This window comes from Bacillus sp. FSL M8-0350 (assembly GCF_038593345.1).
In the GTDB taxonomy this organism is placed as follows: Bacteria; Bacillota; Bacilli; order Bacillales; family Bacillaceae; genus Bacillus; species Bacillus safensis.
This window is the reverse complement of the sequence record NZ_CP151985.1, coordinates 1,939,434-1,955,725: the sequence shown is the minus strand read 5'-3', so window position 1 is coordinate 1,955,725 and position 16,292 is coordinate 1,939,434. Positions and strand designations below refer to the sequence as shown.

Annotated in this window: 14 protein-coding genes and 1 other RNA gene; 11 read left to right on the top strand and 4 right to left on the bottom strand. The window is 41.6% G+C overall.

The window, feature by feature from the left end:
- The first annotated feature begins 31 nt into the window (after positions 1–31).
- From NSS80_RS09825 to odhB, 5 genes are all read left to right on the top strand, one after another.
- Positions 32–610, top strand: a complete 579-nt coding sequence (locus NSS80_RS09825) for a superoxide dismutase family protein (protein WP_034280578.1) — start codon at positions 32–34, stop codon at positions 608–610.
- A gap of 89 nt (positions 611–699) precedes the next feature.
- Positions 700–1,578 (top strand): MoxR family ATPase, encoded by an 879-nt coding sequence (locus tag NSS80_RS09820; RefSeq protein WP_041117703.1) that lies wholly within the window; start codon positions 700–702, stop codon positions 1,576–1,578.
- An 11-nt stretch (positions 1,579–1,589) separates the two neighbouring features.
- Positions 1,590–3,506: a VWA domain-containing protein gene (locus tag NSS80_RS09815; protein WP_041117701.1), complete on the top strand. Its 1,917-nt coding sequence runs from the start codon at positions 1,590–1,592 to the stop codon at positions 3,504–3,506.
- 224 nt (positions 3,507–3,730) lie between these two features.
- Entirely contained in the window at positions 3,731–6,565 is a 2,835-nt protein-coding gene (sucA, locus tag NSS80_RS09810) for a 2-oxoglutarate dehydrogenase E1 component (RefSeq protein ID WP_034280582.1), read from the top strand.
- 14 nt (positions 6,566–6,579) lie between these two features.
- Entirely contained in the window at positions 6,580–7,836 is a 1,257-nt protein-coding gene (gene odhB / locus NSS80_RS09805; RefSeq protein WP_034280584.1) for a 2-oxoglutarate dehydrogenase complex dihydrolipoyllysine-residue succinyltransferase, read from the top strand.
- 35 nt (positions 7,837–7,871) lie between these two features.
- Here the strand turns inward: odhB and NSS80_RS09800 are convergent, their stop codons facing one another.
- The 4 genes from NSS80_RS09800 to NSS80_RS09785 all read right to left on the bottom strand — a co-directional run bounded on the left by NSS80_RS09800 (position 7,872) and on the right by NSS80_RS09785 (position 13,247).
- The gene (locus NSS80_RS09800; RefSeq protein WP_041117699.1) at positions 7,872–8,822 is read right to left on the bottom strand and encodes a bile acid:sodium symporter family protein; all 951 of its coding nucleotides are present in this window, start codon (positions 8,820–8,822) and stop codon (positions 7,872–7,874) included.
- A gap of 149 nt (positions 8,823–8,971) precedes the next feature.
- Entirely contained in the window at positions 8,972–9,793 is an 822-nt protein-coding gene (locus NSS80_RS09795; RefSeq protein ID WP_041117697.1) for a superoxide dismutase, read from the bottom strand.
- On the bottom strand, positions 9,786–11,660 hold the full coding sequence (locus NSS80_RS09790; protein WP_041117695.1) for a prenyltransferase/squalene oxidase repeat-containing protein: 1,875 nt from the start codon (positions 11,658–11,660) through the stop codon (positions 9,786–9,788). The genes NSS80_RS09795 and NSS80_RS09790 overlap by 8 nt, the downstream gene beginning before the upstream one ends.
- 102 nt (positions 11,661–11,762) lie before the next feature.
- Positions 11,763–13,247, bottom strand: coding sequence for an aldehyde dehydrogenase family protein (locus NSS80_RS09785; RefSeq protein ID WP_034280593.1), 1,485 nt, complete (start codon positions 13,245–13,247; stop codon positions 11,763–11,765).
- A 212-nt stretch (positions 13,248–13,459) separates the two neighbouring features.
- Here NSS80_RS09785 and NSS80_RS09780 point away from each other — a divergent pair, with 212 nt between their 5' ends.
- The 6 genes from NSS80_RS09780 (at position 13,460) to ssrS (ending at position 16,209) form a co-directional block, all read left to right on the top strand.
- A complete protein-coding gene (locus NSS80_RS09780) occupies positions 13,460–13,672 on the top strand; it encodes a DUF6501 family protein (RefSeq protein WP_024422683.1) in 213 nt (70 codons plus the stop codon).
- A 49-nt stretch (positions 13,673–13,721) separates the two neighbouring features.
- Positions 13,722–13,859 (top strand): DUF4025 domain-containing protein, encoded by a 138-nt coding sequence (locus NSS80_RS09775; protein WP_080769829.1) that lies wholly within the window; start codon positions 13,722–13,724, stop codon positions 13,857–13,859.
- A 278-nt stretch (positions 13,860–14,137) separates the two neighbouring features.
- Positions 14,138–14,476, top strand: a complete 339-nt coding sequence (locus tag NSS80_RS09770; protein WP_024422682.1) for a PH domain-containing protein — start codon at positions 14,138–14,140, stop codon at positions 14,474–14,476.
- A 175-nt stretch (positions 14,477–14,651) separates the two neighbouring features.
- The gene (locus tag NSS80_RS09765; RefSeq protein WP_041117693.1) at positions 14,652–15,299 is read left to right on the top strand and encodes an SDR family oxidoreductase; all 648 of its coding nucleotides are present in this window, start codon (positions 14,652–14,654) and stop codon (positions 15,297–15,299) included.
- Positions 15,300–15,390: 91 nt separating this feature from the next.
- Positions 15,391–15,891: a TraR/DksA family transcriptional regulator gene (locus tag NSS80_RS09760; RefSeq protein WP_034280603.1), complete on the top strand. Its 501-nt coding sequence runs from the start codon at positions 15,391–15,393 to the stop codon at positions 15,889–15,891.
- Positions 15,892–16,023: 132 nt separating this feature from the next.
- Positions 16,024–16,209: non-coding RNA, 6S RNA (ssrS, locus tag NSS80_RS09755), on the top strand.
- Positions 16,210–16,292 lie beyond the last annotated feature (83 nt).

Genomic DNA, 16,292 nt, shown 5'->3' with positions numbered 1-16,292 from the left:
CCATACTGATAACAAAAGGGGGCAGTCATAAATGAAAAAGTCAGTGTGGATGATCATGATATGTTTGATCTTTACCGCATCAGCATGTCATGCACCGCCGAAAAAAGAAACGACAGAAGAAACAAGCGAAGTTTCAGCACCTAAACAAGCACCAGTCACGACGCCACTCATAAACGAAAGCGGGCAAAAAATAGGAAGCATTGAAATAAGAGAGTCCTCAGAAAATGGGCTGGATCTGCATGTGAAAGCGAAAGGGCTGCCACCAGGTCCTCACGGTTTTCATATTCATGAAACAGGAATATGTGAAACGCCAGATTTTGAAACGGCAGGAGCTCACTTTAATCCAACCCATAGAGAGCATGGTTTTGACAATCCAAAGGGGCACCATGCTGGAGATATGCCTAATTTAGAGGTGGGAGCAGATGGACAAATTGATGTTGTCGTGAATGTACCAGATGTGATGTTAAAGGGAGGCCCGAATCAATTAATCGATCAAAATGGGCGAAGCTTTATCATTCATGCAGAAGCAGATGATTACTTAAGTAACCCTTCTGGTAACTCAGGAAAACGTATCGCTTGCGGAGCGATAACAAAAGAAATGGCAAAATAACAGAAGTCTAACCTTTATGTATTGAGTGCATAAAGGTTTTTTTAGTATACTTGGTGAGGAAAATGATCGAAGAGAGGAATTAATCATACATGTTTAACGAACAATCACTCCCAGAAGAAATTCAAGCAATGATTAAAGCAAAAGCAAAAGTGCTGGAAGAAGAATTTCGTCCACTTATTGGAACAGGCGGCTATGAATCACAGGATACTTCTATCATTCAAGATGCCATGATTGCATTAGCACTAGGAAAAAACGTTCTTTTAAAGGGACCGACCGGCTCAGGTAAAACAAAACTAGCAGAAACATTATCCGCTTTCTTTCAGCAGCCGATGCACAGTGTGAACTGCTCGGTTGATCTTGATGCTGAAAGCTTGATTGGCTATAAAACCATCCACAATGATGGTCAGGTGGCTTCGATTGAATTCATTGAAGGACCTGTGACAAAAGCAATGAAAAAAGGCCATCTTTTATATATTGATGAAATCAACATGGCGAAGCCAGAAACACTGCCTATTTTAAATGGTGTACTCGATTACAGAAAAATGATGACAAACCCATTTACAGGTGAGGTTGTTAAAGCAGAAGAAGGCTTTGGGGTCATTGCGGCAATCAATGAAGGATATGTCGGCACAGTGCCTCTAAATGAAGCGTTAAAAAACCGTTTTGTGGTCATTGACGTTCCATATATCGGCGGCGGTACCCTGAAAGATGTACTGCAATCTCAATCTGTTTTAAAGGATGAGCGGTTAATTGATCAATTCGTTCAGCTCTCATCAGACCTTATTACACAAGCTCATAACGGACAGGTGAGTGAAGAAGCAGCATCCATCCGCGCGCTTCTAGATACTTGTGATCTTGCGCAATACATCCCGCCGCTTCGTGCCGTTGAACGAGGCATTGTTGAAAAGCTGGAAGATGACCGGGAAAAAGCAGCGGTAAGAAATATCGCCCAAACATTATTCGAGTGAGGTTCTAACTTTTGAAATTCATCAAATTTAATGACAGCAGAATCGATTCATTTTTATTTATGGAATTAACGGATTTAGCCAAAACGTTAGCAAAAAGTGATGATGTCGAGCTTGAATACGGTGTGCAGTCCTACTATGAACCGTTTGAAAAGAAAATTTTCATCAGTCATTTTTGGGATGATCGTAAACAAGAAGATATGCTAGCAGGGCTGAAAAGTGATGTGTTCCTTCGTGCAGTAGGCACGGTTTATAGTGATCTTACGGTATTTCAGGAGATCATTCGCTTTGCTCATACATTATCCATTCCTGATGTATGTAAACAATTGTTTATGCTGTTTGAAGATATCCGGATTGAAGAGCGGATTAAGCATGACCGCCCTGGAACAAAAAAGGTATTTAAACGAAGAAGAGAGCTGTACCGGCGTCACTTTAAGACACAATTAACGATTAACCAAGAACGAAGTATTTTAACAGATGCACTCTTTTGTGCGATTTATGTGAAGCTGACAGCTGATTCTCCGCTCGAAGAGATTCCGCCTCTTCATGAGCAGATCAACCCGATGATTCCGTTTATTGAGTCAAGTCTTGAACGTGTATATGATGCGGGTTCAACTGCAGACATCGCAGCTATTGTCAAAGAATTGATGGAAGGGTTCGATGAACTGCTTGAAAAGGATATACTGAATACGTACTTTTTCTTCCCTGAATTGGACTATGAACAAGCGGCAAAAGAACCGCTGTTCCATGACTTAAAAAGAAAACCTACATTAAGTGAGGACATCAAAGTCGACCGAGAAAAAGAAGGCGATGAAGACATTCACCAAGAGTATATGGAAGTGTGGCATCGAGAAACCGAAGCGCCATCCAAAAGCTTCCTTCAATTTGATTTAGAGCACGGCGGTAAAAGTGATCTTGGTAAGGATGCGGCAAGAGAAGGTGATGACGGAGATCAGGCACTCGGAACTGTCCAAGGTTCTGCAAAGCAAACACACCGAAAAGATTATTCAAAGCTTGAAGCGCTGGAAGAGGCTGAAGGTGAAGAAAGCGGAGCAGATGGTCATGAGAATGGAAAAGAAAACAAATATGCGTTTCCAGTCATGATTTCACCAGATCCTCCTAAGCCAGAACAAATCGATGCCTACAAGCAGCATGCGAAGGAAATTGAGCCTTATCAGAAACGCTTAAAACAAATGATCCAAAAAACACTTGAACATAAAAAATCATGGCCTAAAACAGACCTTCATGCAGGACGTCTCAGCAAAAAGCTGATTCGCTACTTTACAGAGTCTAACCCGCGTCTTTTCTATAAAAAACAGGCACCGTCTTCTCAGATTGATGCTGTTTTCACCTTATTAGTAGACTGTTCAGCGAGCATGTTTGACAAGATGGATGAGACGAAAAAAGGCATTGTTCTCTTTCATGAAGCGTTAAAATCCGTGCAAGTCCCACATCAAATTGTTGGGTTTTGGGAAGATACAAACGACGCAACAGAAACAAGTCAGCCAAACTACTTCAACACAGTTGTGTCGTTCAAAGATTCTCTATTTGATGCAGGGCCTTCTATTATGTCTCTTGAGCCAGAAGAGGATAACCGGGATGGCTATGCGATCCGCCAAATGACAAAGATGATTTTAAAGCGAAGAGAAGAGCAAAAGTTTCTGATTGTCTTTTCAGACGGAGAGCCAGCTGCGTTCAGCTACGAACAAAATGGGATTGTCGATACACATGAAGCAGTTCTTGAAGCGAGGAAAAAGGGCATTGAGGTGATCAATGTGTTTTTATCCAATTCGCCGATAGAAGAAGCACAGATGAAAACCATTCAAGATATGTATGGCAAGTTCAGCATTTTTGTACCAGATGTCGATACATTGCCAGATGTTTTATATCCATTACTGAAGAAACTGCTGCATAAAAGCATTGGGGCATAAGGTTTTGCCCCTTTCTTCAAATTATTTTTCGGAATGATTTAAATTTTTTGTTTTTCTGTGAATTTTTTATCTTTAATTGAACAAAGAATGTAGAAAGTAATCCAAAACAGTGGTAGAATATTATTGGAAGCGTTTTATTACATAAATTTGGTCATTGTGTTCTGGAAGTTATATCGAGATAGTGTTCAATCACTTGATGATCAAAGTTGGGGGTAGTGTTCAAAATGTTTCAAAATGATGTGAAACAACCGTTGAGTTGGGAAGAATTTCATGGTCCGAACCTCGGCTATGTGCTCGAGCTCTACGATCAGTATGTCCAGGATCCTACTAGTGTTGATGAAGATCTAAGAGGCATATTTGATGAACTTGGTGCACCACCGAGTGAAATGAAGGAGGAAATTGGGAAAAAAGAAAATAGCGTAGTTACTTCTGAACAAATCCAAAAGATAGCATCAGTCGTTAAACTGGCAGAAGACATCAGAACGTATGGCCATTTAAATGCTTCCGTCAATCCTCTTCGCAAAGAAAAGGAATTACAAGAGCTGTTTCCTTTAAAGGAGTACGGTTTAACAGAAGAAGATGTCAAGAATATTCCGATATCTATTATTAGTCCGGATGCACCAAAACACATTTCAAACGGCATAGAAGCCATTAACCATTTGAGAAATACGTATAAACGTACCATTTCATTTGAGTTTGATCACGTGCATGACTTCGAAGAGCGAAACTGGCTCTCAAAATCAATTGAATCTGGTGAACTATTTAAGAAAAAACCAGCAGATAAATTAGTTTCTGTTTTCAAGAGATTAACAGAAGTTGAGCAGTTCGAGCAGTTTCTTCATAAAACATTTGTTGGGCAAAAGCGCTTCTCTATAGAAGGTTTAGACGCACTTGTCCCAGTACTTGATGAAATTATTTCAGAGTCTGTTACACAAGGGACTTCAAATATTAACATTGGAATGGCACACAGAGGCCGTTTAAATGTATTAGCACATGTGTTAGGAAAGCCATATGAGATCATTTTCTCAGAATTCCAGCATGCGCCAAATAAAGAGCTCGTTCCATCAGAAGGCTCTATTGGCATCAGCTACGGATGGACAGGGGATGTTAAGTACCATCTTGGAGCTGACCGTCAAATCAAAGACGAAGATACAAAGAGTGCGAGAGTTACGCTTGCTAATAACCCAAGTCACTTGGAGTTCATTGATCCAATCATTGAAGGAAGCACGCGTGCCGCTCAGGAATCACGTACTCAAAAAGGCTATCCAGTTCAAGATGTTGAAAAAGCGTTAGCCATCTTAATTCATGGGGATGCAGCATTCCCTGGAGAAGGAATTGTGGCAGAAACATTAAATTTAAGCCAACTTGTAGGCTATCAAGTAGGCGGAACCATCCATATTATTGCCAACAATATGATCGGGTTTACAACAGAAAGCAATGAATCCCGCTCGACGAAATATGCAAGTGACCTTGCAAAAGGATTTGAGATTCCTATTGTTCATGTCAATGCAGATGATCCAGAAGCGTGTTTAGCGGCTGTTCAGCTAGCAGTAGAATACCGCAAACGCTTCAAGAAGGATTTCCTTATTGACTTGATTGGTTACCGCAGATACGGTCATAACGAAATGGATGAGCCTTCTACAACTCAGCCAATGCTGTACGATGCGGTTAGAAAGCACAAAACGGTCAAGAATATCTTTGCAGATAAACTTGTCTCAGAAGGTCTTTTGACAAAAGAGCAGCGTGAAGAAATCGAGCAGGCTGTGACGGCAAAAATAGAAGAAGCTTATAAAAAGGTGCCTTCAAAGAAAGAGCATACGATTCAAGAAATCGAGCTGCCAGAGCCTGTATCAAACGGCTTCCCAGCAGTTGATACATCAGTAGAATTTGATGTACTCAGAAAGCTGAATGAAGAATTGATCAGCTGGCCGAATGATTTCCAAGTATTTGGTAAGCTGAAGCGGATCCTTGAAAAACGTGCAAAAGTGTTTACAGATGACCGTAAAGTAGAATGGTCACTTGGGGAAGCACTCGCATTTGCATCTATATTAAAAGACGGTACGCCAATTCGAATGACCGGACAGGATTCAGAGCGTGGTACTTTTGCTCAAAGAAACCTTGTTCTTCACGACAGTCAAACGGGAGATGAGTTTATTGCTCTTCATGAACTAAGTGATGCGAATGCATCGTTTACAGTTCATAACAGTCCACTGTCAGAAGGCTCAGTCATCGGGTTTGAATATGGTTATAATGTCTATTCTCCTGAAACGTTAGTGATTTGGGAAGCTCAATTCGGAGACTTCGCAAATGCGGCTCAAGTGTATTTCGATCAATTTATCTCAGCTGGCCGTGCAAAATGGGGACAAAAATCAGGTTTAGTCATGCTGCTGCCGCATGGATATGAAGGACAAGGTCCTGAGCATTCAAGTGGAAGAACAGAGCGCTTCCTGCAATCAGCTGCTGAGAATAACTGGACAGTTGCGAACTTGACAAGTGCAGCGCAATATTTCCATATTCTTAGAAGACAGGCGAAAATGCTGCTTCGTGAAGAGATTCGTCCGCTTGTCATTATGACACCGAAGAGTCTGCTTCGTAACCCGAACACATTGTCTGAAGTCCAAGAATTAACAGATGGACAGTTCCGTCCAGTTCTTGAACAGCCAGGTCTTGTACATGATCACGAAAAAGTATCGCGTCTCGTGCTATCTAGCGGGAAGGTATCCATTGATATTAGTGATCGTTTTACTCAAATGGAAGAGCCGAAAGATTGGCTTCACGTTGCAAGAGTGGAACAGCTATATCCGTTCCCAGCCAAAGATATTAAAGGAATTTTAACAAAGCTGACAAACTTAGAAGAAATCGTATGGGTGCAAGAAGAACCGCAAAATATGGGAGCTTGGGGATACATTGAGCCATATTTACGTGAAATTGCACCTGAAAAAGTAAAAGTACGTTACATCGGCCGAAGAAGACGTTCAAGTACGGCTGAGGGTGATCCAACTGTGCATAAAAAAGAACAAGAACGAATTGTATCTGATAGCTTGACTCGCAAAAACTAAGGGGGAAATGAAAAATGGCGGAAATTAAAGTACCTGAATTAGCGGAATCAATCTCGGAAGGAACGATTGCTCAATGGCTAAAGCAGCCGGGCGATTATGTGGAGCAGGGGGAGTACCTGCTGGAACTTGAAACAGATAAAGTCAATGTCGAACTGACTGCTGAAGAATCTGGTGTATTAAAAGAAGTACTGAAAGATTCTGGTGACACTGTACAAGTTGGAGAGGTCATCGGAACGATTGCAGCAGGTGAAGCCGGCGGAAGCGAGTCCGCAGCTCCAGCACCTGAGCAAGCTTCTGCACCAGCTTCGAAAGAAGAACCGGCAGCTGCTCAAAAAGAAGAAGCAGTGAAAGAAGAGCCGAAAGCTGGTAATGGCAGAACTATCGCTTCTCCTGCAGCTAGAAAATTAGCGAGAGAGAAGGGGTTAGACTTATCTGAGATTCCAACCGTAGATCCGCTGGGCAGGGTACGAAAGCAGGATGTCGCTTCTTATCAAAAGAATGAAGCACCTGCAAGTGCACCAAAAGCCGCGCCAAAAGCAAATGCTGCGGTGCAAACTGAACAACCAGGAAAGCCAGTTGAACGTGAAAGAATGTCACGCCGCAGACAAACAATTGCAAAACGTTTAGTTGAAGTTCAACAAACGGCTGCGATGCTGACGACATTTAATGAAGTCGATATGACAGCTGTGATGGATTTAAGAAAGCGTCGTAAAGATGCCTTCCTAGAACAAAATGATGTCAAGCTTGGCTTCATGTCCTTCTTTACAAAAGCAGTTGTAGCAGCACTGAAGAAATATCCGCTGCTTAACGCAGAAATTCAAGGTGATGAGCTTGTCTTGAAGAAATTCTATGACATCGGCATCGCTGTTGCTGCAAACGAAGGACTTGTCGTACCGGTTGTCCGTGATGCAGACAGATTGTCATTTGCGGGGATTGAAAAAGAAATTGGTCATCTTGCGAAAAAAGCAAGAGATAACAAATTGTCTCTTAATGAGTTACAAGGTGGATCATTCACGATCACAAACGGCGGAACATTTGGTTCTCTGCTATCAACTCCGATTTTAAACAGCCCGCAAGTTGGAATTTTAGGGATGCATAAAATTCAGCTTCGTCCGGTGGCGATTGATGAAGAACGTTTTGAGAACCGTCCGATGATGTATTTAGCTCTTTCTTATGACCACCGTATTGTCGATGGTAAAGAAGCAGTTGGATTCCTCGTTACGATTAAAAATCTGCTTGAAGATCCTGAACAGCTATTACTTGAAGGATAATCTTCAATTATAAAAAGCTAGCACCTGTTAAGGTGCTAGCTTTTTTTCTTTTCACTGTCATGTTGTCCTCGTTTTGACCAATACGTCGCAAGCCAGGAACCAGATAAATTATGCCACACACTAAAAATCGCACTTGGTACGGCTGCGAGCGGTGAGAAGTGTGCTGTTGCTAGCGCTGCACCGAGCCCGGAGTTTTGCATGCCTACTTCGATCGAGATCGCTCTACGAGAAGGGATATCCATTCTGCACCACTTTGCGATCAGGTAACCAAATAAGAGACCAAGTCCATTATGTAATATAACAACGGCAAATATCAGTAATCCAGATTGAAGAATCTGCTCTTTATTTGCACTGACAACCGCTGCAATGATCAACACAATTCCAGCAACAGATACAAGCGGCAATGCTTGAACTGCATAGTTTACTTGTTTTTTGAAAAATACCTTAACGATAACACCTAGGATAATAGGAATTAGCACAACTTGGACAATCGACAAAAATAATGCCTCCGGTGATACAGGTAACCATGATCTTGCAAAAATATAGCTAAAGAGAGGCGTTAAAAAGGGAGCAAGAAGGGTCGATATAGTTGTGACCGCTACGGATAATGCCATATTGCCTTTTGCCAAGAAGGTCATGACATTGGATGCTGTACCGCCCGGGCAGCAGCCCACAAGAATAACGCCTACAGCAATTTCAGATGGCAGCCGTAATCCGTAAGCTAATAGAAAGGCGATCAGCGGCATGAGTGTGTACTGCGCCAAAACCCCGATTAACACATAGAGAGGTTTACGAAAAAGCTCCTTAAAATCTTCACCAGATAACGTAAGCCCCATCCCAAACATAATGACACCTAATAAAAAAGGGATATACGGTCCAATCTGAGAAAATACGTCAGGAAAAGTAAATCCAAGACATGCAAAGATAATGACCCAGATTGCAAAGGTTCTTCCTGCAAATTGACTAATGGTTAAAAGAATGTTCATTCATTGCTTCATCTCACTTTCCTCACATATCTTTACTATTTTAAACGAATTTTCTGAAAAAACAACCCATTCTTTATAAAGGTGTTAATAATAAAATTATGTAAACTAAAAATACCCCATATAAGCATTAGCCTATATGGAGCATCGTTTTAAAAAGGGGTCCATCTCACTTGTTGTGCCTGCTTAAGCCTAGCTTCTGGCTCACGCCAGTCGACTACACTCCACCAACGATCTACGTATTTCGCTTTTTCATTCAGATATTGAAGGTAGTAGGCGTGCTCCCATACATCAAGGGCTAGAAGGGGGATCACGTCCCATTGTGACAAAAATTGATGGCGTTCTGCTTGTAAAATCTCTAATCGCTGAGATCTGGGCGCCCATACGAGAATGGCCCAGCCAACACCCTCTACTTGTTTGGCCGCTGCTGAAAATTGAGATTTAAATGCATCATAGCTGTCAAACGATTGTTCAATGAGACGAAGCATTTGTCCAGTGGGCTTTCGTTTTCCTGAAGGACTCATGGAAAACCAAAAAATACAATGTAAATAGTGCCCCGCACCATTGAAGGCAAGCTCCCGTTCCCAATGCTTAATCATTTTAAAATCATTGGTTTTTCTTGCATTTTTTAATGCAAGCTCAGCTTGGTTCAAACCATCTACATATGATTGATGATGCTTCTGGTGATGCAAATACATAATTTCTTTTGAAATAAACGGTTCTAGTGCATCATACCGGTAAGGGAGAGGAGGTAACTTGTGACTTCCAGCTGCTACCTCCCGCATGTCTTCTTGTGGGTTCATGTCCTCAGCAATACGTTCTGCCAGTTCGTACCACTCTTGTTCACTGGAATGTTCATCATCCATTGAGAACCATAAATGGTCTACTTTCTGACGGATGTTGTCATCTTGAATCGCGGGTTGAATGGAGCTAAGCCACTCTTTGAGCTGCAAACGGTACTCTTCCTTATTCATTCTTACGCCTCATTTCTTCTAAAAATGTGGAACAAGCCATCATCGGAAAGACAAATGGGTAGCTATGATAAGTGATGTAAAATTGCTTTGGCAGGCCAATGCCTACTGGATAGTGCAAGGCTTCATTCGTGTGCTGCTGATGGATCAAAAATGAGATGGCTTTTAAAATCGTTTTGTCATCGGGCTTCTCATATTGTAAAAGTGCCTCTGCTGCCCAAGCCGTCTGAACCACTGTGCCAAACGGGAGGGGGACATACGTTTTTACCTCTGCACTTTTACATGATTCTCCGAAGCTGCCATCTTCTCGTTGAATCTGCTTTAAAAATCGGCATGCTTTTTGGACAGCAGGATGGGTGGAGGGGATGCCGGCAGCTTTTAGACCTGTTAATGCTGCCCACGTTCCATAAATATAGCAAACACCCCATCTGCCAAACCATGATCCATTTTTCTCTTGATGATCTAGGAGCCACTTGACACATTGGTCTTTTTGCCTGTGAATAGGCGGTGACATGTTTTTCTCTTCAAGACCCATGAGATGAAGCACGCGGCCTGTAATATCAGGAGTCGATGGATCGATAGCTGCATCCTCCGCAGATTCAAGCGGCAGATGTCGAAGCAGGAAGTGATCTTGATTTTTTTCAAAAGCAGAAAACCCGCCATCACGGTTTTGCATGGAAAGAAGCCAATTGAATCCTCGATTCCACTGAACTGGTGCGTACGTTCGAGGAATGGCTTTTAAGACAATTTGCGTATCATCACAATCAGGATTATTCGTGTTGATATCTGAAAAACCAAAGCCTCCCGGAGCAGCATGCCGGTTATGGATCGCCCAGTCTGCTTTCTTCATTTGCTGCCGGTTCAGTAAGTATGAGAAAGACTTTGTGATGACTGGGTCTTCTTGTTTTTTGCCAGCTTTTTGAGAAGCATAACTGACAAGTGCTGTATCCCAAACTGTGGATGTGGAATTTTCTGCATACATTCTGCCCTGACAGTTTGTGACTAGCTTTTTCATGCCTTTGACTGCTTTTAAAATGAGATGATGTCCTGGGGAGTACCCAAGACTCATCAGTGCATAGACCATAAAAATACTTGCACTTAAATAGCTGTACAGTGTGCCATCTTTTTCGAGGCGGTCAAACATATATCGCTTTGCTGCTTCATATCCGAAAAAGTCCAGCCGGCTGTCGAGTGCTGTATACGATCGCATGTAAGTCAGAAAGTGATGAGTGGAACGTTCTTCTCTTGCCATAAACCAGTCAAATGGATTCTTAGACATGTTTGCATCAAGGTGTGCTAGGCTTGGAAATTTCTCATGAGAAGTATATCGTTTGTTGAGTGCAATCATCATTGGCACAAAGTGAATTCTTGCATATGCACTAAGATGATAGAAGTGAAGTGGAAAGTATGTAGGGATGAGTAAAAAGGAAAGTGGTGCATAGAAGTACGGCCAAGGGTGCATGCCGTTGACGGCGAGCATCCACTTTGTCATAAAGTGAACGTTCTTTAATCCGCCATTTGATCGAATATATTGCGCTGCTTTTTCCATATGAGGCTCATCTTGTTGAAACCTGCCTGAAACAAGCATTCCGCAATAGCCCTGCACAGTGGCTGTTACATGTCCCGTTTGATCATGATACAAAGAAAAAGACCCATCCTCATTTTGCTTTTCGCGTATCGCTTCTGCTAATTGATCAACGAAAGCCTGATCCGTATCGCCGACAGCCTTTAACAGCATAATCAAAAAAGCATTTGTCATCATTGGACCTTCAAAGCAGAAAACAAAGGCGCCATCTTCTCGTTGTCTTCGCTGCATCTCTATGTGCAATTCTTCGATAAATTCGTTTACTTTTAATTTAAAATCTTGCATATGCGGCCATGCTCCTTTCCTTTCATACTATATTCAGGAGCCGGCCTGTCACATGCAAACACAAAAAAGCCGATGACACGGTCACCGGCTTTCTTGACGTCATTAGTCTTGGAGATTAATCCATACACTTTTGACTTCTGTATAGTTGTTAAGGGCATATGATCCCATTTCTCTGCCAAGACCTGATTGCTTATATCCTCCAAACGGAGAGGCGGCATCAAAGACATTATAGCAGTTGACCCAAATCGTTCCTGCTTCAAGACGTGCAGCGATATCATGGGCATGCTTTAAGTTTTCTGTCCAAAGTCCTGCTGCTAATCCATATTCAGACTGGTTGGCACGTTCGACCACTTCATCAATGGAATCGTAAGGAATGGCAGATAAGACAGGTCCAAAGATTTCCTCTTTAGCAATGGTCATTTCATCTTCTACATCTTTAAAAATAGTAGGGGAGACGAAATAGCCAGCCTCATAAGGGCAATCGCCCCCGACAACGGCTGTTGCCCCTTCGGATTTACCTTTTTCAATATAGCCTAACACGCGTTCGTGCTGTTCTTTACTTACAAGAGGTCCAATTTGTGTATCTTGATGAAGACCAGCGCCTTGCTTGAGGGATCCTGCATATTTGGCCATTTGATCGACCACTTCATCATATTGGCTCCGATGAACAAAGACTCTGGAACCCGCGCAGCATACTTGGCCTTGGTTAAACATGACGCCATTTAAAGCACCTGGAATGGCTTTCTTTAAATCGGCATCAGGTAAAATAATATTCGGTGATTTTCCGCCAAGCTCTAATGTGACCCTCTTAATGGTTTTAGCCGCTTTCTCCATAATTAATTTCCCAACACTTGTTGACCCTGTGAAGGCCAGCTTGTTCACGTCAGGATGATCAGTTAAGGCTTCTCCGGCTGTTTCGCCAAATCCAGGAACGATGTTAATCACGCCTTCTGGGAAGCCGGCTTTGTCCACTAATTCTGCTAAGTAAAGAGCAGAGAGTGGAGTTTGTTCGGCTGGCTTTAAAACGATGGTGCACCCTGTTGCAAGTGCGGCGCCCATTTTCCACATAGCCATGAGCAGAGGGAAGTTCCATGGGATGATTTGTCCTACAACACCAACCGGCTCATGTCGGGTATAATTAAAATATCCTTGACTGACAGGAAGGGTTTGTCCATTCATTTTTGTCGTCCAGCCCGCATAATAGCGCATGTGCTCTATAGCGAGGGGGATATCTGCATTTGTTGTTTCATTAATTGGTTTTCCGTTATCTAAAGTTTCTAGCTGTGCAAGCTCTTCCTGATTTTCTTCCATTAAATCAGCAAGCTTGAACATGAGGCGGGCGCGTTCAGCGGCAGACATGGAGCGCCAAGGACCATGAAAGGCTTTTTTTGCAGCTTTTACTGCCTCATCAATATCTTTTGCACCTGCTTCATAAACATCAATAAGGGTTTCGCCTGTGGCTGGGTTAGGAGTAGCAAAGGTTTTGTTATCGTGACTTGTGACAAACTGACCATTAATGTAGAGTTTTTTCGTCCCTTGGAGAAAAGATTCGAGTTTTGAACTAATTTGAAGTGTTGTAGAGCTCATAAATAAACAAACCTCCTTAAAGATATGGATTGTTTTCTGCGAGTTCTAGGTGGGAAAAGCGGACATGCAACGAAACTTTATACGCACAAAGATGTAAACGTATACATTAATCATATTACACGACATGTTTGAAAGCAATCCATAACACTCATTGCATTTCGCGAAAATTTGGCTACAATAAATGTATAGATGAAAAAAGGAGTTTTTAAATCATGATCCATCAAAACTGGCAAACGGCTCAAACGTTAAAACAAGTAAAATGTGTACATACAAATGCGAAAAAATATATGGTCGATCGGGCATTAACGGTTGGAAGCACATATGAAGTGAAAAATGAAACAGAAGAATTTCTGTTTGTCGTTGACAATACGGGTAAAGTAGGCGGGTATTACAAGGAGTATTTCGAAGATATTTCAGCTGAATGATTTTGAGGACCATCACTCATACTAAGAAAAACAGTAAAGGGTGATGATGATGAAAAAGCAGCAAAATGACGAGCAGAAAAATCAACATGCTTGGCATGAACACGAGGACGCTGATATGGCGATTACGCTTGAACAGATTTCCGATGTGTATGCCGAGGGAACCATTGATACACCAAAAGATGAATAGTCATTTAAAAACAGTGATTTGCATAATCACTGTTTTTTTATTGGAATGAAGCAGCATTTTTTCTCGAAAAGAACTGAAACTTTTTTTCTGCTTTAACAGTCTAAATAAGTAGAGGAAAGAGCATCGGATCAAAAAGAAAAAGTTAAATGAAATTTAATCTATTCGTAATGGAATAACGACCATTTATAGCGTATTCTATAAGTGAGAATAAAACGTACCCACAGAGCCGTGTGGCCGTTTTGTCATAAAGGAATTTGATGCAGGAAGAGGGGGTTTACGTGGGTATTTTTTCTGTCAGTAAACAAAATGATAAGAAATTCGAATCCTTATTGATTGAAGGGGAAAGAATTGAGGCTGTTTACAGACTGCGTCACGACCAAATTTGCTTTACCAATAAACGACTGATCTTTGGCGATAACCGCGTATTTTCTAAGAAGAAAGTCAGGGTCTCCTTGCCGTATCGATCAATTGAAAGTTTTGCCATACAAGAAGCTGGCGTGTTCGATCAGGACACAGGTATGCTGCTTGTCACAAGCTCAAAAGTATTTGAACTCGACTTTTCCAAAGAGACGGATTTGAGTGATGTGCAAGCCATTTTGACAAAACATCTTTGCTGATCAATCTTGCGATTACATAGATCATATGCACTTTTCTCATTCTTCGTTCTTATTTTTATAGATCGCACATTGCTAAGCCCTTCCCATCTGATGGGAAGGGCTTTTTTCTGCTTAAGTGTTTGAATGATAGCAAAAAAGGATAAAGATGAAACAGATACAGAAAGGAGAATGAACAATGAAAGTGTTAGTTGCAGGAGCAAATGGACATACAGGCAGACTTGTCGTTCGTTATTTAAAAGAAAAAGGACATGAGCCGCTTGCTCTCATTCGAGATGAAAAACAAGCTGATGCACTAAAGGAACTTGGGGCAGCACCTGTCATCGGTGATCTTGAAAAAGATGTGACAGATGCTGTAAAACAAGCAGACGCTGTCATCTTTGCAGCTGGTTCAGGCTCAAAAACAGGTGCAGATAAGACCATTGCGGTCGATCAAGAAGGTGCAAAACGCCTCGTTGATACAGCGAAAAAAGAAAACATCCAGCATTTTGTTATGCTTAGTGCCTATAATGCAGATGATCCGAACCAAGGAAAAGGGCAAGGAAGTATGGAAACTTATTATGAAGCAAAAAGAAAAGCCGATGAGCACTTAAGACAGTCTGGTCTTTCCTATACGATTGTCCGCCCAGGTGCCTTGCTGCATGAGGAGAAGACAGGAAAGATTGAAGCTGCCGAACATATTCCAGATGATCAAAACATCGAGATTTCAAGAGAGGACGTAGCCATTGTTCTTGTGGAGAGCTTAACAGAATCCAATGTGAAAAATAAGTCCTTCGACTTGATGAAAGGCGAAAAATCAGTAGAAGAAGCACTTCGCCATCTGTAAGAAAAGAAAGCTGCTGCCAAAGAGGCGGCGGCTTTTTTGATGTTTTCTTTTCCCTTTCAGCGGGAAGGTAATGAGAAAGGAGTGATTGACCGTGGGCTTAACGAAAGAACAACAAGCTGATTTATACGAAAGATTGATTCAATTAAAAGAAGATGTGAAGGGATCAAAAAAGAAAGAAGAATCGATGCTCGTTGAATCGAGTGAGATTTCAAATGGTGTTGGAAATCATATCGCTGATCATGGGAGCATCTATTTAGACCGCATGACAGAACAAACGCTGGATCAAGTCGATGATCAGCTTGAAGGTGAAATCGATGCAGCACTGAAACGAATGGAAGACGGAACATATGGGATATGTGAGAAAACGGGGAAAGAGATTCCATACGAGCGTTTAAAAGCAGTTCCATATACACGTTATTCAATCGATGCAAAGAAAAATGAAGAAACCACTCAAGATCCAAACGAATTTGACCGTTCATTCTCCGATCAAATGCGCGATTTAACAAATAGAGAAACAATGGATCAGATGCATTCAGATACGTATGAAAGATTAGAGGAAGAGCAGGATGTTGATGTAGATGAGGAAAAATAGGATCATAAGCGAAGGTTAAATTTTTTCAGAATAATTTTTTCTTATGTACACATGAACAAATAACTTGTATACATGAGTATTTCATAGAAAAAAGATCTCTTGAAATTTAATAAACTTTCGTGTAATATAGTTTTAAGGCTGCGATGCGCGTAATGTTAATTAAGTTTTAACCTTTAAGCTGTAATAGGGAGTTTTATATTGAAGCCGGAATGTCATGCCTCCTTAGCGAGGAAGACAGGAACGTTTCTGCAAACACCCACTTTGAGGAGTGGTGGTTTAAAACTTTCTTACTTAGATTACGGCATCCGCAGCTTTTCCTAGGATGATTCAAGCCATTTTCCATTGCGGAAAATGGCTTTTTATTTTGTGAAAAAACGAAATTGCACAGTCTGCCGGAAGAG

Coding starts and splice junctions, on each gene's coding strand:
- NSS80_RS09825 (WP_034280578.1), top strand. CDS start 32: ATGAAAAAGTCAGTGTGGATGATCATGATATGTTTGATCTTTACCGCA.
- NSS80_RS09820 (WP_041117703.1), top strand. CDS start 700: ATGTTTAACGAACAATCACTCCCAGAAGAAATTCAAGCAATGATTAAA.
- sucA (WP_034280582.1), top strand. CDS start 3,731: ATGTTTCAAAATGATGTGAAACAACCGTTGAGTTGGGAAGAATTTCAT.
- odhB (WP_034280584.1), top strand. CDS start 6,580: ATGGCGGAAATTAAAGTACCTGAATTAGCGGAATCAATCTCGGAAGGA.
- NSS80_RS09800 (WP_041117699.1), bottom strand. CDS start 8,822: ATGAACATTCTTTTAACCATTAGTCAATTTGCAGGAAGAACCTTTGCA.
- NSS80_RS09795 (WP_041117697.1), bottom strand. CDS start 9,793: ATGAATAAGGAAGAGTACCGTTTGCAGCTCAAAGAGTGGCTTAGCTCC.
- NSS80_RS09790 (WP_041117695.1), bottom strand. CDS start 11,660: ATGCAAGATTTTAAATTAAAAGTAAACGAATTTATCGAAGAATTGCAC.
- NSS80_RS09785 (WP_034280593.1), bottom strand. CDS start 13,247: ATGAGCTCTACAACACTTCAAATTAGTTCAAAACTCGAATCTTTTCTC.
- NSS80_RS09780 (WP_024422683.1), top strand. CDS start 13,460: ATGATCCATCAAAACTGGCAAACGGCTCAAACGTTAAAACAAGTAAAA.
- NSS80_RS09775 (WP_080769829.1), top strand. CDS start 13,722: ATGAAAAAGCAGCAAAATGACGAGCAGAAAAATCAACATGCTTGGCAT.
- NSS80_RS09765 (WP_041117693.1), top strand. CDS start 14,652: ATGAAAGTGTTAGTTGCAGGAGCAAATGGACATACAGGCAGACTTGTC.